19 protein-coding genes are annotated in these 20,070 nt (G+C 61.0%); 4 read left to right on the top strand and 15 right to left on the bottom strand.

The window, feature by feature from the left end:
• The first annotated feature begins 77 nt into the window (after positions 1-77).
• The gene (locus AC1D3B_RS32790) at positions 78-2,030 is read left to right on the top strand and encodes a sensor histidine kinase (RefSeq protein ID WP_478194853.1); all 1,953 of its coding nucleotides are present in this window, start codon (positions 78-80) and stop codon (positions 2,028-2,030) included.
• Positions 2,031-2,391: 361 nt separating this feature from the next.
• Here the strand turns inward: AC1D3B_RS32790 and AC1D3B_RS32785 are convergent, their stop codons facing one another.
• Positions 2,392-4,407 carry a ParB/RepB/Spo0J family partition protein gene (locus AC1D3B_RS32785; protein WP_478194852.1) on the bottom strand — a complete coding sequence of 672 codons (2,016 nt, stop codon included), beginning with the start codon at positions 4,405-4,407 and terminating at the stop codon, positions 2,392-2,394.
• A gap of 538 nt (positions 4,408-4,945) precedes the next feature.
• Between AC1D3B_RS32785 and AC1D3B_RS32780 the strand changes: the two genes are divergently transcribed.
• Positions 4,946-5,434: a thermonuclease family protein gene (locus tag AC1D3B_RS32780; RefSeq protein WP_478194851.1), complete on the top strand. Its 489-nt coding sequence runs from the start codon at positions 4,946-4,948 to the stop codon at positions 5,432-5,434.
• 24 nt (positions 5,435-5,458) lie between these two features.
• Here the strand turns inward: AC1D3B_RS32780 and AC1D3B_RS32775 are convergent, their stop codons facing one another.
• The 6 genes from AC1D3B_RS32775 to AC1D3B_RS32750 form a co-directional block, all read right to left on the bottom strand.
• Positions 5,459-5,587, bottom strand: coding sequence for a hypothetical protein (locus AC1D3B_RS32775; protein WP_478194850.1), 129 nt, complete (start codon positions 5,585-5,587; stop codon positions 5,459-5,461).
• A gap of 496 nt (positions 5,588-6,083) precedes the next feature.
• Entirely contained in the window at positions 6,084-6,578 is a 495-nt protein-coding gene (locus tag AC1D3B_RS32770; RefSeq protein ID WP_478194849.1) for a hypothetical protein, read from the bottom strand.
• Between the two features lie 8 nt (positions 6,579-6,586).
• A complete protein-coding gene (locus AC1D3B_RS32765; RefSeq protein WP_478194848.1) occupies positions 6,587-6,832 on the bottom strand; it encodes a hypothetical protein in 246 nt (81 codons plus the stop codon).
• Positions 6,833-7,262: 430 nt separating this feature from the next.
• Positions 7,263-7,790 (bottom strand): RadC family protein, encoded by a 528-nt coding sequence (gene radC, locus AC1D3B_RS32760; RefSeq protein WP_478194847.1) that lies wholly within the window; start codon positions 7,788-7,790, stop codon positions 7,263-7,265.
• Between the two features lie 281 nt (positions 7,791-8,071).
• Positions 8,072-9,175: a hypothetical protein gene (locus AC1D3B_RS32755; protein WP_478194846.1), complete on the bottom strand. Its 1,104-nt coding sequence runs from the start codon at positions 9,173-9,175 to the stop codon at positions 8,072-8,074.
• A gap of 46 nt (positions 9,176-9,221) precedes the next feature.
• Positions 9,222-11,183: a DUF3560 domain-containing protein gene (locus tag AC1D3B_RS32750; RefSeq protein WP_478194845.1), complete on the bottom strand. Its 1,962-nt coding sequence runs from the start codon at positions 11,181-11,183 to the stop codon at positions 9,222-9,224.
• 574 nt (positions 11,184-11,757) lie between these two features.
• On the opposite strand from AC1D3B_RS32750, the gene AC1D3B_RS32745 reads away from it, so the two are divergent.
• Both AC1D3B_RS32745 and AC1D3B_RS32740 read left to right on the top strand, forming a co-directional pair.
• Entirely contained in the window at positions 11,758-12,390 is a 633-nt protein-coding gene (locus AC1D3B_RS32745) for a hypothetical protein (RefSeq protein WP_478194844.1), read from the top strand.
• Positions 12,391-12,433: 43 nt separating this feature from the next.
• Positions 12,434-12,787, top strand: a complete 354-nt coding sequence (locus tag AC1D3B_RS32740; protein ID WP_478194843.1) for a hypothetical protein — start codon at positions 12,434-12,436, stop codon at positions 12,785-12,787.
• Between the two features lie 47 nt (positions 12,788-12,834).
• Here the strand turns inward: AC1D3B_RS32740 and AC1D3B_RS32735 are convergent, their stop codons facing one another.
• The 8 genes from AC1D3B_RS32735 to AC1D3B_RS32700 form a co-directional block, all read right to left on the bottom strand.
• Positions 12,835-13,809 carry a hypothetical protein gene (locus tag AC1D3B_RS32735; RefSeq protein WP_478194842.1) on the bottom strand — a complete coding sequence of 325 codons (975 nt, stop codon included), beginning with the start codon at positions 13,807-13,809 and terminating at the stop codon, positions 12,835-12,837.
• Positions 13,810-13,909: 100 nt separating this feature from the next.
• Complete coding sequence (locus tag AC1D3B_RS32730; protein ID WP_478194841.1) at positions 13,910-14,407, bottom strand: hypothetical protein; 498 nt, start codon at positions 14,405-14,407, stop codon at positions 13,910-13,912.
• Positions 14,408-14,550: 143 nt separating this feature from the next.
• Positions 14,551-14,865 carry a hypothetical protein gene (locus AC1D3B_RS32725; protein ID WP_478194840.1) on the bottom strand — a complete coding sequence of 105 codons (315 nt, stop codon included), beginning with the start codon at positions 14,863-14,865 and terminating at the stop codon, positions 14,551-14,553.
• A gap of 23 nt (positions 14,866-14,888) precedes the next feature.
• Positions 14,889-16,028, bottom strand: coding sequence for a ParB/RepB/Spo0J family partition protein (locus AC1D3B_RS32720; RefSeq protein WP_478194839.1), 1,140 nt, complete (start codon positions 16,026-16,028; stop codon positions 14,889-14,891).
• A complete protein-coding gene (locus AC1D3B_RS32715; protein WP_478194838.1) occupies positions 16,025-16,789 on the bottom strand; it encodes a ParA family protein in 765 nt (254 codons plus the stop codon). Before AC1D3B_RS32715 ends, AC1D3B_RS32720 begins: the two co-directional genes overlap by 4 nt.
• A gap of 162 nt (positions 16,790-16,951) precedes the next feature.
• Complete coding sequence (locus AC1D3B_RS32710) at positions 16,952-17,185, bottom strand: hypothetical protein (protein WP_478194837.1); 234 nt, start codon at positions 17,183-17,185, stop codon at positions 16,952-16,954.
• A gap of 133 nt (positions 17,186-17,318) precedes the next feature.
• Positions 17,319-19,319: a DNA topoisomerase 3 gene (locus AC1D3B_RS32705; RefSeq protein WP_478194836.1), complete on the bottom strand. Its 2,001-nt coding sequence runs from the start codon at positions 19,317-19,319 to the stop codon at positions 17,319-17,321.
• Positions 19,320-19,472: 153 nt separating this feature from the next.
• Positions 19,473-20,069 (bottom strand): RES family NAD+ phosphorylase, encoded by a 597-nt coding sequence (locus AC1D3B_RS32700; protein ID WP_478194835.1) that lies wholly within the window; start codon positions 20,067-20,069, stop codon positions 19,473-19,475.
• Between the last annotated feature and the right edge of the window lies 1 nt (position 20,070).

The following is a 20,070-nucleotide window of genomic DNA, read 5'->3' as shown; positions in this document are numbered from 1 at the left end:
CATATCGGCAACGCGAAGCGGGTAAACCCTGATTCGGGGACTGCGGACTTACTTCTGTGCCGTAATATGGCCGCACAATGGAGCCCACTAAAGCACTACCTACGTTGGGTCTTCCGGATGACGGCGAGCTCCACTCGCCCTTCTCCTTGCTTCAGGTTGTCGAAGCCGAGGACGGAAAGATTTTTCGACGTCTTGTCGAGACCGTTCTTGACTACGCCATCTTCCTGCTAACGCCGGAGGGGCATGTCGCGTCTTGGAACGCCGGCGCGGAACGCATCAAAGGGTACCAAGCCAACGAAATCATAGGGAAGCACTTTTCGGCGTTCTACCCGCCCGAAGCTCTCGCCCGCGACTGGCCAGCAGAAGAGCTGCGTCGGGCCGTGATGGACGGGCGGCTCGAGGATGAAGGGTGGCGAGTGCGCAAGGATGGCTCTCAGTTCTGGGCCAACGTCGTTATCACGCCGGTGCTGAGCCCCAACGGCGCCCTGCTTGGTTTTTCCAAGGTGACGCGCGACTTGACAGAGCGCCGCCGCGCCGAGGAACGCATACGTGACAGCGAACGCACGCTCCGGCTCCTGGTGGATTCGGCCCAGGACTACGCCATCTTCTTGCTGGACCCTCAAGGGATAATCACGAGCTGGAATTTGGGTGCCGAGCGCATCAAAGGCTACACCGCCCAAGAGGCTGTCGGACGTCACTTCTCCATATTTTACGAAGCGGCTGCGCTTGCTGCTGGCTGGCCGCAAGAAGAACTTCGACGGGCTGCTGCAGATGGTCGCTTCGAGGACGAAGGCTGGCGCCTCAGGAAGGGCGGCACGCGCATCTGGGCGAACGTTGTCATCACGGCGCTGCGAGGACAGGGAGGTGAACTGCTTGGCTTTTCAAAAGTCACGCGTGACCTGACGGAACGCAGGGCACACGAAGAGGCCTTGCGCGAAAGGGAGGAGAGCCTACGTCTCCTGGTCGACGGCGTCAGAGACCATGCAATGTTTTTCTTGGACCCGAACGGCCGCGTTCAGACCTGGAATCTAGGAGCTCAGCGGGTATTTGGATATGCGGCTGAGCAGGTCATTGGTCGAGACGTGTCAATGTTCTATCTTGCTGAGGACCGCCTTGCAGGCAAGGTTGAAGCCGAAATTTCGGCGGCCCTCATCCCTGGGACTACCACCATCGTGGCCACACGGTGCAAAGCGGATGGCTCTGCGTTTTCGGCAGAGATAACGACCACGGCCGTTCTCGACAGCAACAAGAAGTGCAAGGGCTTTGTCCGCATTGTGCGTGATACCACCGCAACCAAGCGCGCGGAAGCTCTCGAGTATGAAAGTAAGAAGATTTCCGAGTTCATTGCTGTGCTCTCTCATGAACTGCGCAATCCCTTGGCCGCCATAAAGAATGCCATGGCAGTCCTGCAGCGGCTCGTGGATAAGCCAAAGGCCACGCGGTTCGTCGACATCGTCGAGCGCCAGGTCGTTCACATGGCACGGTTGATTGATGACCTTCTTGATGTCAACCGAGTCACGCGAGGAAAGGTGCGACTTGACCTAGTCGACCTTGACCTCGATGCTCTGGTGAGTCGGGCCGTCGAGTCCGTTAGTTCGGCGGCCGATGCACATGACCACACTCTGCACGTTCGCCTCGCTGGCCGCAGTACGCGCGTTCGCGGAGATGCCACCAGGCTGACCCAAGTCGTCGTCAATCTGGTGACCAATGCAGTCAAGTACACACCGGACGGAGGGCATATCGAAGTGGCAGTGAACGACGACGCAGAGGTTGTGCGAATTGAAGTTAAGGACAACGGCGTGGGAATGACCGACGTTCTGCTCCGTAGAGCCTTTGAGCCTTTCGTCCAGGGAGTCTCACATGCAAACGCCGAAGGTGGGTTGGGCATCGGCCTTGCGCTGGTCAAAGGCATTGTCGAGCAGCACGGTGGCCACGTGGCGGCAGAGAGCGCCGGACCCGGGCAGGGTAGCACTTTTACGGTCACGCTGCCGTTGGACAAGGCGTCTACGGCGGACCTTCGGCCCAATTGACGGGTGAGCACGTTGGCGAACGCTGAACGTCCGCTTTGGCAATAGCCCGAACTTCGGCTCAGGGCCCCAACCGGCTGTAGGAGCCTTCCGGATAGCGGTTGTTCGCGAAGGCAGCAACTTTGCGCCCGTCCCCGGAAAGGCGCAGCAACTTTGAACGTGAGCGGCAGGCACGTCAGTCATAGTTGGTGCGCAAGCTCTTGATCTTGTTGGACCGGAGCGTTTTTTCGAGAAGGGAAAACTTTCCCCTTCTCGTCGATGCAATGCCGGGCAGGGCCTGGCCAAGTCACGAGCCGCGCGCGGCTCGACGAAAAAAAACCGGGCCGAGGCCCGGTCAAGGATGGCGCCGCGAGGCGCCGGCCAGTCATTCGGTGTCGGTGTTGGCTTCGGCGTCAGATTCGTCTTCTGCTTCCTTGGCCTTCGCGATCGGAGCGTGCAGCGGCTTCGGCAACCAACGCTTGCCATCGAGCTTCGCGGCAGCGGCGGCGATTGCCTCGCCCTTCTTCATCTTGAGCAGGTCGCGCGCCTCAGCTTCGCCGCAGGCTTCGGTAACGGCTTCGATCATCTTGGCCTTGGGCACGTTGTCGAGGTAGTGCGCCGGGGTCGGGGTCCACCAGTCAGCCATGTCCACGCCAAGAGCGTCTACGATTGCATCCGTCACATCAAAACCGCGACTGTTGCTTTCACGACCGCGAATCGCATCGAAAGACCGTGCGACGTGCAGCGCAAGAAGCTCGGCGAGGGTGCCCTGATCTTGTGCGAGCAGGTAACGGAACAGAGCGCCGGAATCAGCGGGAAGCTTCGAACCCCAACGCTCACGAGCCGATTCAAGGGTTGCGGCGGCGGGCGTTTCTGCGAAGTCAGTCGCAAGCTGATTCACACGATGGTCCGCATCCGTGAGCGAGATGCGAACAGGCGACTCGCCGGAGGAATAGTCTGGGGACGTGATGAGGCGATGCAGCAAAGCGACCATCGCAACATGCGGGTTGTCCGTGAGCGCAGCAGCGACGGCGGCGGTACGGTGAGCGGTCAAGCTGTGCATCAAGCGCTCGGAGAAAGCGGGCTTGGCCTTCTCCACAGCGCCAGCGGGAGCGCCAGCAGCGGAACCGCCTTGAGCCTTTCGATCTTCGGGCCGCACAAGGCCTTCAACGATGCGAAGTTCGCCGCCGTGGCCCATGGTCACAACCACGCCAGCGGTCTTCAACTGCACCGGACCCCACTGGATCAACGCCTCGTCCATTTCCGAGCGCATATCTTGAAGCTCCTCGATCTGCTTTTCGAGGGCGTCGGCTTGCTCGGATTCCGCCTCCGTCATGTCACGGTCTGCAGCTTCCGCCATGTCCTCGATGGCGCGGACTTGCTCCTGCAGGAGGCGCAGCTTTTCGTCCAGGTCGTCCATGCCTGCCTTCTCAGCATCCGAGGGCTTCGCAGCCTTTGCATGGATCTGGGTGAAACGCGCACGCTCTTGGTAGTCGAATTCTTGGCGAACCTCAACCCACTTCCAGCCGGCACCGCGAATCTGGTCGGCGGCTTGCTCCAACCGCTCGGTAGCCAGTTTCTGCACGAGTTGGGTGTCTTGCAGGAACACGGCATTGGCGTCACCGAACAGGTCACGACGCACAGCGCCCCCGGCTTGTTCGTATGCCTCCAAACCGACAAAGCGAGCGAGCGAGTCGGTCACCTGCATCTCGTTTTCGGTGAGGGCTTGTTGCAGGTGATAGGCGCTGCGACGGTACGCAGGCAGCGACTCCCACGCGGCGATCTGCTTGCCGTGGTCATTGGTCAGCGCGAGCGCTTGCAGTTGCTTCGGCTCGATCTCTCCATCCCGGTACAACTGCAGGAACATCGGCGCGAGGTTGGCAATCTTCAAACGACGCTCGACCGTCAACTCAGAGACGCCAAACCGGCCCGCGATCTGCGGGATGCTCTTGCCCTCGTCCACTAGCCGCTTGAACGCCTCGGCCATGTCTGCCGGGTGCATCGTCTCCTGAGCCACGTTCTCAGTCAGGCTCACCCCCACAGCACGCGCAGAGTGGAACTCCTTGCACGTGATCAGCGAATCCGCAGCCAACCGCTTTTGCTCGACAAGATATTGCAGGGCTTGCAGACGACGGCCACCGGCAACCACGCCATAGCGCCCGGTCAGCACGTTCTGCTTTTCCTCGGCCACCACACACAGCGGGTTCAGGAGGGTTTCGGCTTCGATCATCTCCGCCAGTTCGGGAATGCTTCCCGAGTTCCGCACCTTGCGCACGTTCAGCGGCGAGAGAAACAAGCGGCTCAACGGCACCACGATGCTGACGCCCCCTGCCACCTCACGGACTTCTTCCGCAACCGACGCAACACCACCCAACGACGACAAAACTTCAAATGCTTGCATGACTGTTCCTTGAAAAAAAGTTGACTGACTTAAACAACCGCCGGGTTCCTAGATTCAGAGCCCTTCTGTAGAGGGTTTTGTTGGCATTGGCCTCCTACCCGAGCTGGCCGCCGTTTTCCTGAGTTCTTTCGCCCGGTGAGATGCGGCGCCCATGAGGACGGGGGAGCAAGGGGGAAGCATTCGTAACGCGCCCAGCGTTATGAACACCCCCTTGCAGGCGAAAGCCGGCCGCCGGCAGCAGGGGCGCAAATTCACCGGAATGAAGCGAAAGAACTCATGAAAACGGTTGTCTTGGGGACAGCGGGCCGATGGCAAACGAAACCGCCGCGCGGCGAGCGCCACTTCGCGCCGCAGGACGCGACACATCAAGGCTGCTCGGCTGTTGGCTGTTGGTCTTTTCAGGGAGGCGCGGTTACGCCGCGCACGGGATAAGCCTCGCGGCCAAGGGGAAGCATCGAGGTACTCGATGACCGGCCGCCGCCGTCCTTGTTGAGCGTCCTGTGCTACCTTGTCGCGGTCAATTTCGAGGGAGCGAAGAGTGAAATACCGCGCCATGCAAGCGATGCTTGCTGCTGCATTTGTGTTTGCGTCATGCGCTGCGCGCGCTGACTTCAACGGCGAAGTCGTCGGCGTGCTCGACGGCGACACCATCGATGTACTCATGAACCAGAAACCCGTGCGCGTGCGGCTCGCAGAGATCGACGCGCCGGAGAAGAAGCAACCGTTCGGGATGCGATCGCGTCAAACGCTGAGCGAGTACGTCTTCCGCCAGGCCGTCACCATCCGTGAGAACGGGAAAGACAGGTACGGCAGGACCATCGGAACTGTGCTTGTTGACGGCCGTAGCGTGAACCGCGCGATGGTTGGAGCCGGAATGGCGTGGGTGTACCGCGCCTACCTGGTCGACCGCTCGTTGCTTGATGTTGAAGCCGGCGCGCGTAGCAGCCGGCGCGGCCTTTGGGCCGATGCCTCGCCGGTAGCGCCTTGGGAATGGCGGGCGCAGCAGCGGGCGCACTTCGAGCACTGAGCCCGCGCCGCTGCGCCCGTTTTTCTAAAGAGCCAGCAGCTTCACCATGCTCAGCGCGAAGCCGAAGACGATGGCCGCGCCTTTCGGCTTATCGTCGGCGGTGGCGATGAGGAGCGCGAGCGAGCGCGGCCATTTTTCGATGTCGAACTTCAATTGATTTCTCCTTCTTGGGCGGTGATCGCCTCACAGTGAGATAGGAAGGGCATTTATCTTTCGAGGTCGAATCGCGCTACTGATCGCGCACCGCCATTCCTGCCCGGGACGAAGGCAGCAAGTTGCGCCACGTTTCTGTGGATAACGCTGTGAGTTTTGCCGGGATGGGGAGGTCAAGGGGACGGCCCCATGCGGCTTCCGGCCACATTGCCTGCATAACAGGCAACACGCGACCGGCCTCGCTTTGCGTATAGAAAAGCGGACTGAAGGCGCGGCCGGCTACGCCGGCCTGGTGGTCATGCGGGTGAACAACCCGGAAGCATCAGAAGTCCACCCTGCCCCGTGGTTTTCTCCGGCACACGAGCACTCGCATTTATGGCCGCGCGCGTTTGTGCAGCGCGCATCGCATCGGACGCTCTCGGAGAAAAAAGCGTCGAGCGCGCCCCAATCCATGAAGCACGTTGCGTGCGCCAGATGGGAGCGCGAGTAATTCGGCTCAGGGGTGCTCGGATGTCTCGATGCCGATGCCGTTGTCACGGGCGCAACGCTCGTTGATTTCGTCTCGGTCTGCTGCGGAAAGCGCCGTGCAGCTCAGTTCCTTCGCGTAGTCCAGAGAAGACCAGTCGATGCTTCTGGAACCGCCACCGTTGGCCTCATCCGCTCGGGCGTAGGCTTCGAAAAGCTCCTCGCTGCACCGCACAGCCGCGACGAGCTGGCCTTCGGTGTAGGCCTTGCCGTTGACGAAGGTGTCCGCAGCAGCGAAGCCGTGCGCCTTGGCCTTGGCGACCGCGAAGGCGTCAACGTCTTCGTAGTAGGTCTCCCCCGGCTCGCTGCCTGCTTCGGCGCGCGTCTTGAAACTGGCGTCGAACTCAGCGGCCCAGTCGAGATACAGGCCGTAGCGATCACGGCTGTCGCCCGGGTACACAAAGCGGGTCAGTGCCTCCGCAATATCGACAAGAGGTGCGATCAAGGTCGTGGGATTGGTGGTCATGGTCACGTTCAGCTTTCAATGGTCTTGGCGATGGTGGCGGCGTTCGCGAAGGAAAGCGCGCTTTCCTCGAAGCTGATCCAAGGCGTATCTGTCGGCGCGATGAAGTAGCAAGGCTCTCCGCTTTCGCGAGCGCAAGTAGATTCATCGATGCCAATGACGGCCTTCCCTTCGAACCTGACGCCTTGAGGGTTTGTGTAGGTGACGGCATCGCCCACGGCGAACCGGTTGACCGAACGGGGATTTGAGAGGCTCATGAAATTGTTCCTTTGCGTTTTCAGTGGTGCCGGGCTCCTAGATTCAAGAGCCCTTCAATGAGGGTTTCGATCGCATCGGCCTGCTTCTCAGCGCTGGCCGCCGTTCTCCTGAGTTCTTTCGCCCGGTGACATGCGGCGCACGCGAGGACTGGTGAGCAAGGGGGAAGCGTTCGTAACGCGCAGCGTTATGAAGACCCCCTTGCAGGCGAAGCCGGTCGCCAGCAATCGGGGGAGCAAATTTCACCGGATCCAGCGAAGAACACGGGCGAACGGGAGCACGGACCAGCCGGCCGATGGCGTCGAAACCGCCGCGCGGCAAGCGCCTCTGCGTGCCATCGGCACGCCTGGTCAACAGGGCCCGGCGGGCACCGGGCAAGCGCAGCGCGCAGGCGCGGCCAGGCGAAGCAAAAAAGGGGGCGATGCCCCCTGCTTAAATCAGGCCGCGCTCGGCGAACGACAGCATGTCGTCGCCCGCAACGATCAGGTGATCTAGGACTCGGATGTCTACGAGTTTTAGAGCTGCCGCCAATGTCTTGGTCAACTGCTCGTCGGCACGTGACGGTTCCTTATTTCCTGATGGATGGTTATGAACCATAACCAATGCTGACGCGTTACGCGCCAGGGTTTCCTTGATCACTTCACGTGGGTAGACCGAGGTTTGATTGACCGTCCCGCGGAACAGCTCGACGTACTCGATCAAGCGATTTTGTGAGTCCAGCATCAGCACTCCGAAAACTTCGTGCTCCAGCATGCTCAGCTTCATCTTCAAGTACTGGCGCACAACCGTCGGTGAGTCCATGACCGGCTGTCCGCGAAGCTGCTGCTTGAGAACGAGCTGTGCTGCCTGCAGCACCTCTGCCGCGTCGGCGGGACGGTAGTCGCCGGCGACGTCGCGAACCATGAGGACCGAGGAATCGAGGACGTTGGAAGAATTGAAGGGAAGAAAGTACTGCGACATGGTCGGCTCCGTGAATCGGGCGGGATTGCCCGGGTACCGGCACCTGCACGGCGCAGCGCAGTTGTCAGGGCTCGAAGACGGCCAGCGGCCGCAAGCGTTCGTCCATCGACGAACGCGCAGGCCTTGACTGCTAGAACGACGTGCTACGTTGAAGGGAACAGCAAGCCACACCGCCATTCATGTCTTGGCGTGATCGCTGCATGCATGGGGTTAAGCAGCGCGGCGAAAGGGGACGATGGCCCCTGTTGAGCGCCTGCCGCGAGAGCGGCAGTCATGAGGCCTCACGGCATGCGAGGCGTGCGCGCGTCTAGCGCGTTGTCCGAACCGCGCATTGCATCGGCGCTTGCGATGAAGCGATAGCGCTTCGAGCGGTCGACCTTGAAATCGTCATCGACAACATCATTCACGCGCGCCCATTGATTCCACGCGAAGCTGCGGCCTAGACCTACCGTTGTGTTGCTGCTCGGGAAGCTGTCCGCGTTTCGCACCATGTCTTCCCACGAGGCTCCGAACTCGACTTCGTCGAATCGGCTGTGCCGTCCCGTCAGCGCGTTTCGCTCCATCTCAAGCGCGCGCTCCATCAACTCTGGGTGATGAGCTGCAAGCCAGTACAGCTCCCATTGCTTCGATGCAGGACAGAAGAAGCACGCCGACTTGATCGGCACCATGTCAGCGCCCAAAGCCGATGTGACGGCCTGGACGCAGTCGCCGCGCGTCCATCCGATCAGCTGCAGCGGATAGGCATAGTCAAAGTCTGCATCAGCGTCTTTGACGCTCCTGGAGCGCTTCAGATCCGCCTTCCCGCAGTCGTAGCCGATTAGCTTCACGATGCGCAAGCCTGCGCGCTGCGTGTCAACCCATAGCGGATGCGCAGGGCGTGCGCCTGGTCCGGTCTTCGCGCCCTTGAGGAACTGATCTTGTGGAACTCCCTTCCACTTGATGCTGCAACTCTTCATGCCAAACGCGAGCGACGGCAACGTCTCGTTCGCCATGCAATTTCCGTAGAGATCGGTGTAGCCGGTCGATGCCTTCGGCACTTTTTTGCAAACATCGATGCTCGGCCAGGACCAGAGGCGGAGAACCCTGTTCATCTTGCCGATGTGTGCGATCGTCTCCGGCTTTTCGCCGCCCGTGTCGGCGAACGTGATGACATCAGGACGGATGCCGGCCTCATGCAAGGCGACGATCATCGCGGTCGAATCAACGCCCGAACCGAAGCACAGCGCAAGCGGCTTGCCCGCCAAAGCCTCGCGAAGCGCACGACGCTGCGCAGCAGAGAGAACCGAGATGCGCTCGCCGGCGGCGCCGTCAGTGTCAGCGGCGCATTCATCGCGCGATATCAAGTCGAACATGGTGGTCTTCAAGGTTTGGGGAAAGCGCGGCACGCGCTCTCGGAACCGGGCGCGCGGCMCGCGCCCGGGGTTCTCTGGATTAGCCTTCGATCACAAGCAGCGCAGTGCTCGCACCGGTGCCCGACTCCTTGAACGTGGCAACCGGCAACGGCTCATAGAACCCGCCCGAGGCCTCCGCGAGAGGCTGCAGCGCCTTCTGTTGGCGCGGACCGTTCGCACAGATCGCAACGAGTCGCCCGCCAGGCTGAAGAAATGTCTTCGCGTGCTGGATATGGTCGATGTCCTGTGCGCTGGAAAACGGCGGGTTCATGAGAATCACATCGAAGCGCCCAAGGTCGCGCGGATCGCAACGCACGAAGTCGCCGCAGATGGTCGACACATCGGGAAAGGCCTTGTTGATGGCCACCACGAGCGACGGATTGATTTCGACGGCGACAACCTGGGCCGTTGCGGGCGCGAGCTGCGCAGCAATGGCGCGCAGCAGAGAGCCGGTGCCGGCGCTCGGCTCCAGCACCGTGCAACCGGGTTGCATGCCGGCCTCTTGCGCCATGCGCTCGGCAAGCTCTGCGGGCGTTGGGAAAAGCTGCGGCGCGGTCACGGTCTGCACGCCGCCAGTGCGCAGCGTTTCGCGCATCGCGTCAAACTCGGTAGGTTGCGCGGGCTGTTGGACCGGGCGAGCTGCCTCGGTGACGTCGCGCACGACCGGCAGCACAACCGGATCAGCGGGAGCGGACACAGGAGGCGGCGCGTCCTTGCGCTTCGCGTCGGAGATATAGACCGCGACCAAGGCCCCACGATGCACGACGGACCGCACACGATGCCGGCCCACCAGCTCGGCGCCCTCGCCTACTTTGATGTCGGGGCGGCCGCTGCCGTAGCGGGAACGGGCTGCACCCTGGCCGAGTTCGCGCGAACCCTTGTAATCCTTGTGCGTCGCATCCCATTCGGCTTTCGTCATCGAGTGGAAGCCTTCGCCCGGGTAGTTGCACAGCGGCGGGAGGGTCGTCGCGGCCTTCACCTTTTCTGCGTCCTCTGCGGTCGGTGCTTCGTAGCCCTTGACCTCTTCGATGCCTTTCACTTTCACATATCGCGCATTCGTCGAAACGCTGTTGATCGCGCCGCCCGACTTATTCACTCGCTTGACAACCAACCATTCGCCATCGACCAGTACGCGCCCGCCCACCTGGATGTCGAAGGCGTCCGCCTTGATGCCGCCCGATTCATCGAGCATGGCCTTCTCGTACGCAATGCGGTTTGCGTAGTGGCCCAGCCAGCGCCGGCACCATGCCGCGCCGCTGTTGTGCTTCTTAACGGCCAGGGCGGCGGCTTCGTCGGTCGTGATCTCGCCAGCGGTCAGCAGCGAATAGAGCGACTCGGGGTAAGCCTTGCCTTCGCGCTGGACGGTCAGATAGTCGTAGTTCGTGATCTTCACGGCCTGCTCCAGCGTCAGCCCTTGGACCTGCCACAGCGCCAGAAACGTCTCGTGCTCCTTCAACGTTTTTTCTTGCTTGCGAAGATCTGCGCTTAGGCCCTTCACGCGGCGGTGACGCACGGCGGGAAGTTGCTTGTATGCGGCGTGACGCTTCGCGCCCTTGGCGCGTGCTTCCCAGTACTGCGCCGTGTCCCACATCCGCACGGCCTTGCGCATGTTGTTCTCGATGCGCTCTTTGTCCTTGCGGCCCCTGCGTTCGCTGTGATGCCCCACAAGAATCGGCTGCCCAAATTCAAACCGCGAGGAAATCGACGCCACAACGTCACGCGCCGCGCTTGCATCCGCGCCGCGCTTCTCGCTGTATTCCTCGAAGCGGTCCGCGCGTTCTTCGGCGCGATCCGCGAGCGTCGTATCTTCGTCGCCGATCTCGCCGCAAAGCTCAATCAGCAGATCCTCACGGCCTGGAGTCCACATCGGAGCCACGAAAACCTCTTGCTTGGGCGCCCACGAGAAACCCGCACCCTTGACCCGCGCGTAAAGGTCAGCGCTCAGGCGCGAGACCGAATACAGCCGCAGCTTGTTGTCTTCCGGCGAGTAGGTCGCCGACATCCCCCGGTATCCCGTCTCCCCTGCCCCTTCGTCTGCTCTTTGGTGAGCCTCGGGAAGTGCGGAAGGAACGGCCGCGGTGGAAAGTATGTTGATGTCTTGTGTGGTTGCTTCGCTCATGACTGGCCTTTCGGTGTGGTTGAAAAAATCTGCTCTTCGGAGCCGCCTCGACGCATGGCCAGCGACAGCCAGGTGCGGGAGGGAGGAGCGACCGGAGGCCGCAGCCCGAGAGCGAAGCGAAGGGACCGGGTGAGGACGAGGACGAGCGCACGCGCAGGGATGGCGCTATGCGTCGGAAAGAGGCGGACCGCAGGGCAGATCAGCCACACGTGACCAGCTGGGAGCGAGGCGACTCCGCACGACGCCGGCGCCGGCGTCGGAGGATCTGCAGGGGGGTGGTGTTTTAGCGGCCCTGCAGGGCCGCGTGCGTCAGGGATTGGTGCCCGACAGGGTCGAGATCTGCAGGAGCTCGACGCGCAGCGCTGAAAGCCCGGGACCGGCCTCGCCGGTCGACGCCATTAAACCTTAAAGACAACTTAAAATACAACCTCGCAAAACAACATCCGAGGAGTTCATCGTGAGGAAATCTCTCTGTGCCATCGCCATCGTTTCGGCGGCTACTTTCACGGGACAGGCTTACGCGGACGACTACGGCTGCAGGGTCTTGATGTGTCTCTCCAACCCCAACGGAGCTACGGCAGAGCCTCAATGTGACCCCCCGATCCGGAAGTTCATCGAAGGCCAGGCCAAGGATCCGAAAGAGCCCTTCCCGAGTTGCCCGGAAGGCGCCCCGGCAACCATGAAACCGGCCTACCGACCCTACGATCAATGTCCAGACGGAACGAGAGCACTGGATGAAACGGTGCAAGCGGTCCAGCTGCCTCAGAGCACCTTCAATGAGCTGGCGCTTGTGTCGAAGCCCGCAACGAAATTGACTTGGCAAAACGACCGACCCATCGACGTGCCTTCAGGCGTCACCTTCCTTACCGGCATCGGGGAAGGTAGCGGGCAAAACTCGGCGGCTCGAGCCAACAAAGTGTGCGTGGGAAAGTCCCTCGGCACGCTCACATTCAACGTAGGAAAGCAGGACGCACCCGAGACCAAAACTGTTCTGGTCTTCGAGCAAGTCACGACGATGGAGCCGGCGAAATCGCCCTACGTCGTTGATGTGAACGTCGGGCCTCAGCTGCTCCGATCGGTACGTTTCTAGCGACCAACCGCAACCCGCCAACCGAAGGTATTCCGAAGAAATCATGAGCAATTCAACCCACGGCCCCGTCTGCCCATACTGCAAAACTCAAGTGCCAAGTTCCGCTAGCGTCTGTAGCGGATGCGGAGCACGAAAAGGCACCCTATCTCAGACGATCGATCCGATTGTTGGTCTGTTTCGAATCGGGTTTTGGTTCGACACGATTGGGCTCGTGCTCGTCGTGTGGTTCTTCGGTGCCCAGCAAGTTTTCACCAACATGAAGTCGAGCCCGTTCTTGCGGTGGCCCAGCACAATCGGCTGGCTGATCGCCGGCTATGTGGTTTACAAGGCCGCTACCGCAATCTGGAGGAAGGTGTTCGGTTCATTGTCCGATCCGAAGTGGATCCGTTCTCGCTGACAGCAAGCAGGACGGCACCACACGCTCACCAGCGCGGGCCCCTGCAATCAAGCATTCGGATCGTTCCGCGCGATGAACTTAGATATCTCTTCCTCGTGCTTCCTGCGCTGCCACATGTCATATCGGCCCTTGAAGATTAGTTCGATGGCCTGTCGCAAATTCGGGAAAAGCTCTTGGCATTCGTCGTCCGAGAGCTTGTGCAATCCCTCGCTCAGCAGCGCATAGAGCCGCTTGTTCTTGAGCAAAAAAGGCGGGAGCTGGTCAGCCAGCATCTCCATGCGCTTGTTGGTCCTTGCGGCGCGGTAGCCGTCCTCCCATTCCGCGGTAACTCCCGCCTGTCGCTTCGTCGCTAGTGCTTCCTCAACGATGCTTTCAAGCACCCGACGGAGGTACGTGCAGGCGCCTGCGGTAAAACCGCTCGCCGCGGCTTGAATTGCGCGGGTGAAGTCTCGCCGCTGTTCTTTGGTCGTGACCTTCTCGTAGGGCCCCAGGTCGTTTTGGTGAAAGTCCGACAACGAAGGCCACTGACCTAGTTTGATCAGCTGCACATCCGCGATGCGGAATGACTCACCCTCTTTCTTGGGGCGGCCGATAGAGATCATGTGGTGCACAACACTGTTGTCGCACCTCTTGCAAAAACTGGCGTAGCTGAAAGTTCCCAAATAAGACCTTAGCCCATCGATGCCGGTGGGCACGCGAACCAGCCATGGGGTCTGCACCTTGCACACCGGACAGTACCGGTCGTACTGCGTTCCTGCGCTCCGAAACGCATAGAGTTGCGCGTTGTAGTCGGAGTGCAATGCGATTGGGCTGTACAGAGCGGCTTCCAATACGGTCCACATCAACTCGACGGGAGTCGGCGGGTCTGGCTCTTTCGCCCGCAAAGCGAGGGGAGCCATAGCTTCTCCGAAGCTGCGCACGGAGTCGGCAAGCGCGCTGACCCGACTTGCCTGCTCGGGCGTGGCAGGAGCAGGTGGGGCAGCCATCAGGGCAGCGGCGAGCGAGCGAGGTTTGTCTTCCATGGCCGGCATTCTGCACGTGGCAGCGCCTTCGAAAACTTTAGGCAAAGCCGCCGAAGGGCGGCGGAATGCTTGCAGGCCGGTCACGCCTGCCGGCGCACGCCTAGCGAACGAGCAACTCCGCTAAGCAGCCCTGCAGGGCCTTCCTTGCGTCCACGCTCAGTGCCGCAGTACCCGAGTAGATGCGCTCCCGATCGGGTCCGCCCTTGAAACTGATACGAAACGGCTTTCCGATTGAGACGTCGACGATCGTACGCATCGCCTCAAGCGGGTCGGCGCCATACATCTCATATCCGGGGGTCTCTGACGGAATAAGCCCGTCCTTCGGAAGCAGGGTCGCGCCTTCAGCGGCCCTGAACCAGGCAATTTGCTTTCCGGTGCTCTGGAATGCCTCGAAGCCCTGGGCCAGTTCTCCTCGCTTGAGAATGGCCTTCACCAATGCAAACGGTTCTGGGTCTCGGACATGGAGGCCGATCGAGCCGTCGAACGCTTCCTTGACGGTGTCAGATCCTGGTTGATCCGCAATGCCAACAATATGGATGCCGCACGACTTCACCTTTCCTTGGGGAGCAAGGATCGTCGGCTGGCTGGTGAACGTCATTGCAGTCAATGTTTGCGCATGCGCGCTTGGCAGCGCAGCGACCGAAAAAAAGAGAATCGCGACCGCGGCCGATCGAACGCGATGTAGGCCTCTAGAAGGTCGGGTCGAAGAGCGTTGCGTGGTCACTGCTTCGACGCCGCGTCTTATCGAGCGGCCTTCTTAGCAGCTGCCTTCTTCGCCGCTGGCTTGGAAGCCACCTTCTTTGCGGCAACCTTCTTTGCGGCCGGCTTGGCGGCCGCGTCGTTCGCGGCAGCATTGCGCTTGCCTGCGTTGTAGCGCTCGTACGCTGCAGCAAAGCGCGCAAGGACCTTCACGACGTTTTGCTTTGAGCAGCTGTACTGGGAGGCGATCGTGCTGGCCGGCATTCCGAGAACGTGATACGCATGCGCGATGTCGCGGCTGTTCCCCTGCCGGACGACGAAATAAAGCATCGTCGCCTCGAACTCGTCGGGGGGCATCAAGGTCTCGGAAAGTTTGGTCGTCATTTCGCGGTGATGATCTTGGCTAACGCCTTGTCAACTTCAAATTTTTCCGCCTTGCCCTGCCCAAGCAGGAACGCGGCGAGATTAAACAACTCGACCGGCCCCTTTCCGAACTCGTTGCGTGCGAGTCCGGCGATGAGCGCCGGCGCGAGATCCTCCGTTGCCAGGCCGCGATCAAAAAAGGCCTGACCGTGTTTGACGACCAATTCGAGGTCGGCACTGGAAACCGTAGCGACAATCGTAACCGCAACTGCGCCCGGCTTACGGGAAGCGTCAACTAAAGCAGTAATCGCCTTCTCATGCGGCTTCATCGGCGCGGTCGGGAAAATGCTGCCGCCCATCACCGATGGGGCACCCGGCTCCTCCATCGAACGATCGCGCGGAGTGGCGGTCGATGGTGCAGGGCCAGACAGCTTGCCCGGTGCAGGGCTCTTGCCCGGCAGCGTGTGCACCTTGGTTTCTTTCTTCGCAGCATCGGTCTTCTTGCGCAAGGCGGTAGCGCCCGGCTTGGCAGCGGCCTGGTCGACGAGAGCCTTGGCCGCACCAGGGTTGACCTTCTCGATTTGACGCACGTTGTTGATCGCCGTGACATCGGAGCTGATTCCCTCGTCGATGAGGCGCCGGGCCTGCGGAGGAAGATCGAGCAGGTTAAGGCGTTGGGTGATCCATGCCTCGCTCTTCTGGACCTTCTTGGCGAGCGCGGCGCGGTCGCCGCTCAGCACGCCGAGCATCTTCTTCAGCTGGCCGGCTTCTTCGAGTTGCGTGAGGTTCTTGCGGTGGATGTTCTCGATGAACTGGGCATCGACGGCCTGGTCATCGGTGAGGGATCGAATAAGGCACGGAATCTTGGTCAAGCCGGCGAGCTTCGCGGCGCGCAAGCGGCGCTCGCCGGCAACCAGCTCGTAGCGACCAGCAGGGCGCGCGCGGAGCAAAACGGGCTGGATGACGCCATGAATCTTGATGGTCTCGGCGAGATCCGCAAGTTTGTTGTGCTCGTCTTCGAACTCTTTGCGCTCCTGGTCGGCGATGTCGATCAAGCCGATGTCCACCTCGTTCGGTGCGGCCTTCTGAACGCTCTTGAACATATCGGCCATGCTTTGACCGAGCGGGTGAGAGGCGGGGTTCACAGCCGCATTCATTTTGAGATTTCCTTGAGGATCATGGTGCAGGCGTCACGCCACTCTTTCGCGGCTTTCTCGTGGCTCGAACCGCGAGGACTCTCCCAGACCGGCGATCGGGTGTTGACCGCGTGCCGCACAGCGGCACGCTCGGGCAGCTCGGCGGAAAGCACATAGTCTCCGTACTCGGAGCGCATGTGCTGAACCATCGCGCGCTCCTTTGTGCTCCGGCCGTTCGTCTTCATCAAGAGGATGCCCAGATGCCTCAGATCGGGATTCAAAGCCGACTGCGTTCCCTGGATGGTGTTGAACAACTTGGCGACGCCGCCCTGCTCGTACAGGCCGAGCGTCATGGGCGTGATGACGAAGTCGGCGGCAGCCAGCGCGCCGACGAGCAAGGAATTGCGCTCGGGAGGCGTGTCGATCACGCACAGGTCGAATTTCGATGCGAGCGAGCGCAGCGCCGTACGCGCCCGCAGGACAACGTCCGTGCTCGCCGTCAGCAGCTCGTACAAGGCCTCATCGCCAGCCGGAATCAGGCTGATGTGGTCATCGACCGGCTGGAGCGGCTCGGAAACCGGCCGCTCGGCAAAGAGATCCATCGTCGAAAGGTACGCAGGATCCGGAACGACGACGTTGCATCCGAGGGAAAGGCTGGCCTGGGGATCGAAGTCCGCCAGGAGAACACGCATGTTCGCCCCGGCAGCTGCAAAAGCCAGGTGTGACGAAAGCGTGGTCTTTCCAACCCCGCCCTTTTGATTCGCGATGGTGATCGTTTGCATGTTTCCTCGAAGTGTTTGAATGCCGCGATCTTATCCTAGTAGACAACCTAATCGACAACCCAAACACCATGCACAGAACTCGGCCCTTACAGAAAAGCCGCGACCCGGGAGGGTACGCGGCTTTGGAACTGAGCCGGTCGGCCAAGGCCGACCCTGCGATTGTTACGGCTTGAAGATGAAATAGTCCAACAGCTTGACGGTCATTTCGTCGTCCAGCGTCTCGCCGTCGATTGTCTCCATGTCGTGCGCGATCATGTGGAAATGCACGGTCGTCAGGCGGCGGATGTCCGCGTCGGTCGAACGCGAATCGTTGCCTGCGGAGATGAGGGCGTCTGCGACCTGGGCGCGAGTGAAGGTCTTCGAAATCGGCTGGGCGGCGGCGGTTGCTGCGGTCATGAGAGGGCTCGTTTTGAGAGTTTACGTTGTCGATGGGGCGGCGCAGATATTTCAGCATGTAGCAATAAGTTTTGAAATGTGCAGTTCTACACAGTCCAGCAACCAATTGCGCGCGAAAAGCTTCCTTTAGCACTCACTTTGTTATAGATGCCGCAACTTGCTGCTTCGGCTCTAGATTCGGTTGCCCGTCCAAATCGTTCGCAGTGAACTTGCAACCTTCCCGCCAGGCAGAGCAACTCCAGAAGTGGGCGGTGCCATCTTTGCGAGCCACACGGCGGAACAACGCGCCGCAGGCTGGGCAGTCAATGCGCTCGTTTACCGGGAGGTCGGCTTTCGCTTGGCCGATGAGGTCGCTGACAAACGCGACCTGGTCCTGCACGAACTGATCGACGCTCCGGGCACCCTGCTCTATCTCGCGCAACTGCCGCTGAAAGTGCGCGGTGAGCGCAGGGCTCTTGACGGTCGGCGGGAGCATCTCGAGGACGGCGCGGCCGGCCTCGGTGCTGACGAGGTACTTGCCGCTGTTCGCGAGAAAACCGCGCCGCTTGAGTTCCTCGATGATCGACCCGCGCGTGGCGGGCGTCCCGATGCCGTCACCGTCCTGAAGGGCTTTGCGATCTTCGGGATCGTCCATGTAGCGGTAGATGTTCTCCATCGCCGGAGGCAAGGTGCCTTCGGTGAACCGCTTCGGCGGACTGGTCCGCTTGTCATGACGATGAGCTGTGTGGAGCTCGACCGGATGCTGCAGCTCCATGACCGGCAAATCTTGGCTGTCGTCTTCCTGGTCGACCGGCGCTTGGTAAAGCTGCTTCCAGCCGGGCTCGGTCACGACCTTCCCGCGAGCTGCGAACTCTTCGCCGATCGTCGTCGCACGCACGGTGATTTCGTCGTAGCGATGGACGGGATAGAACTGCGCGATGTAGGCGCGGACGATCAGTTGGTAAGCGTTCAGCTCGTACTCATGCAGGCGCGAGAGGTCGGCGCGCATGGCAGTTGGGATGATGCCGTGATGAGCGGTGATCTTCGCGTCGTCCCAGGTCTTCGATTTGATCGACACGTCGGCCGCATCGATCCATCCCCCGATCGCGGGCAAGTTGTCGCGCAGCGCATCGAATATCGCCGGCGCTGCCGCATGCTGGCTCTCGGGCAGGTACTCGCAATCGGTGCGCGGGTAACTCGTCAGCTTGTGCGTCTCGTAGAGGGCTTGGCATATCTGCAGAGTCTCGGCCGCGGTGTAGCCGAACAGTTCTGAGGCGAGCAAGCCGATGCCGGCCAGCGAGAGTCCCTTCGGCTGATGCTCGGCCTTCGGAACGGTGGTGTAGTCGGTGATGACCCCTGCAGCGCCTTCGAGGCGGTTGACGATGTCATCCGCGACTGCTGTATCGACGAGCCGGCCATCGGGATCTAGGCCGACCTGATCCTCGCGCGGTTGCCATCGCATGCGAAATTCCGCCGCAGCATGGCGGACCTGGACCGTGACGAAGTGATAAGGCACGGGTCGGAAGTTCGCGACCTCCGCATCCCGCTTCGCAACCATGGCCAGCGTCGGCGTCATGACGCGACCGACAGGCACAACGCCGCGATTCCCCTTCGCTTGGGCACGCAGAGTGAATGCTCGACTGGCATTCATGCCGATGAGCCAATCGGCCCGGGAACGGCCTCGCGCCGCGTCACGCAATCCGGCGAAGTCACGGTTGTCCCGCAGGTTCTTCATGGCGGCATGCAAGCTTGCAGGATCTTGCGCGCTCGACCAGAAGCGCAGGACCAGGCCGCGAAACTTCGCGTGCTCGATGACTTCATCGACGAGCAACTGCCCTTCGTTGTCGGGGTCGCCCGCATTGATGACGACCTGGGCATCTCGCATGAGCTGGACAAGCAGCTTGATCCGGTCCTTGGCGTCGTCCTTGGGCAATACGACCCACTGCGGCGACGGGACGATGGGCATGTTGCCGAAGTCCCATTGCTTGTACGCCACGCTGTAGTATTCGGGCTTCGGCATCTCGAACAAGTGCCCGAAGCACGAACTCACGACGTCGTCGCCGCAAACGAAGTATCCAGGCCCGCGCTTTGTGACACCCAGCAACTGCGCCAACTCGGTCGCCACGGAAGGCTTTTCAGCAATGAAAAGTCGCATAGATCGATCTCCCTGAGCTTGTTCACACGGACGATCAACCTCTAGATCGCCACCCTTAAAGCCAACTTTAAGGACAACCTAAATGTAATCGCTACAGACACAGCTCAAAGAGACCGGGCTCGCTTTTCGCATGCAAAAGCGGGCGGTCAAGTTCTAGAGAAGCGCAATCTTGTGCGTGAGGGTCAGTGCGTCGAATGCCTCCCGCAGCTCAGGGAGAGGCGTGGGCTTCAAGCCAGGAAAGAGGCGAATATGCGGCAACGCACGGTCGAAGAAAACGACGGCTGAACGGCCAGGCGAGAGGCGTGAGTGATAGACGATGCCGTCGGGCTTCTCAGCATGCTCGTACAGACTGAGCGCAAGTTCCTGGGTGGTTGAGTACGCCCCCAAGCCGACCGACGCATCCAATCCCATCTTCCTGATGCCTTCGCCGAACAAGTCGACAAGCCGAAGCTTCAAGAGGTCCGCGACCACAACGGTGAGGCTGCGCGACTCGTGGATGGCTCTCGAAACTACATACTGGCTGTCGTCATAGTCGAACGTGCCGTCGCGAAGTAGGGTTTCGGAATAGCAGGTCGCGAAGTCCGAAGCGCAGTAAAGCGTAGTGAACTCTTGCCGCGGATCATCAAAACGACAGCTCTTAGTTGCACGAAAACCTGGCTCGACGTCAGTGAAGGCAGTGGAACAAATCCGAAACAGAACCGCGTCTGTCTGGTGCGCCCAACTGAGCGACTTGGGCAGTTGAATCGCCACC

It is taken from the genome of Variovorax sp. P5_A3 (assembly GCF_056400665.1).
The sequence above is the reverse complement of the archived record's forward strand: the minus strand, read 5'-3'. Positions and strand labels throughout refer to the sequence as shown.

Excerpts from the sequence above, each read along its gene's own strand:
- radC (WP_478194847.1), bottom strand. The coding sequence starts at position 7,790 with ATGTCGCAGTACTTTCTTCCCTTCAATTCTTCCAACGTCCTCGATTCC.
- AC1D3B_RS32720 (WP_478194839.1), bottom strand. The coding sequence starts at position 16,028 with ATGAATGCGGCTGTGAACCCCGCCTCTCACCCGCTCGGTCAAAGCATG.
- AC1D3B_RS32770 (WP_478194849.1), bottom strand. The coding sequence starts at position 6,578 with ATGACCACCAATCCCACGACCTTGATCGCACCTCTTGTCGATATTGCG.
- AC1D3B_RS32705 (WP_478194836.1), bottom strand. The coding sequence starts at position 19,319 with ATGCGACTTTTCATTGCTGAAAAGCCTTCCGTGGCGACCGAGTTGGCG.
- AC1D3B_RS32710 (WP_478194837.1), bottom strand. The coding sequence starts at position 17,185 with ATGACCGCAGCAACCGCCGCCGCCCAGCCGATTTCGAAGACCTTCACT.
- AC1D3B_RS32750 (WP_478194845.1), bottom strand. The coding sequence starts at position 11,183 with ATGTCGGCGACCTACTCGCCGGAAGACAACAAGCTGCGGCTGTATTCG.
- AC1D3B_RS32725 (WP_478194840.1), bottom strand. The coding sequence starts at position 14,865 with ATGCCCCCCGACGAGTTCGAGGCGACGATGCTTTATTTCGTCGTCCGG.
- AC1D3B_RS32715 (WP_478194838.1), bottom strand. The coding sequence starts at position 16,789 with ATGCAAACGATCACCATCGCGAATCAAAAGGGCGGGGTTGGAAAGACC.
- AC1D3B_RS32785 (WP_478194852.1), bottom strand. The coding sequence starts at position 4,407 with ATGCAAGCATTTGAAGTTTTGTCGTCGTTGGGTGGTGTTGCGTCGGTT.
- AC1D3B_RS32730 (WP_478194841.1), bottom strand. The coding sequence starts at position 14,407 with ATGACGTTCACCAGCCAGCCGACGATCCTTGCTCCCCAAGGAAAGGTG.
- AC1D3B_RS32740 (WP_478194843.1), top strand. The coding sequence starts at position 12,434 with ATGAGCAATTCAACCCACGGCCCCGTCTGCCCATACTGCAAAACTCAA.
- AC1D3B_RS32765 (WP_478194848.1), bottom strand. The coding sequence starts at position 6,832 with ATGAGCCTCTCAAATCCCCGTTCGGTCAACCGGTTCGCCGTGGGCGAT.
- AC1D3B_RS32790 (WP_478194853.1), top strand. The coding sequence starts at position 78 with ATGGAGCCCACTAAAGCACTACCTACGTTGGGTCTTCCGGATGACGGC.
- AC1D3B_RS32735 (WP_478194842.1), bottom strand. The coding sequence starts at position 13,809 with ATGGAAGACAAACCTCGCTCGCTCGCCGCTGCCCTGATGGCTGCCCCA.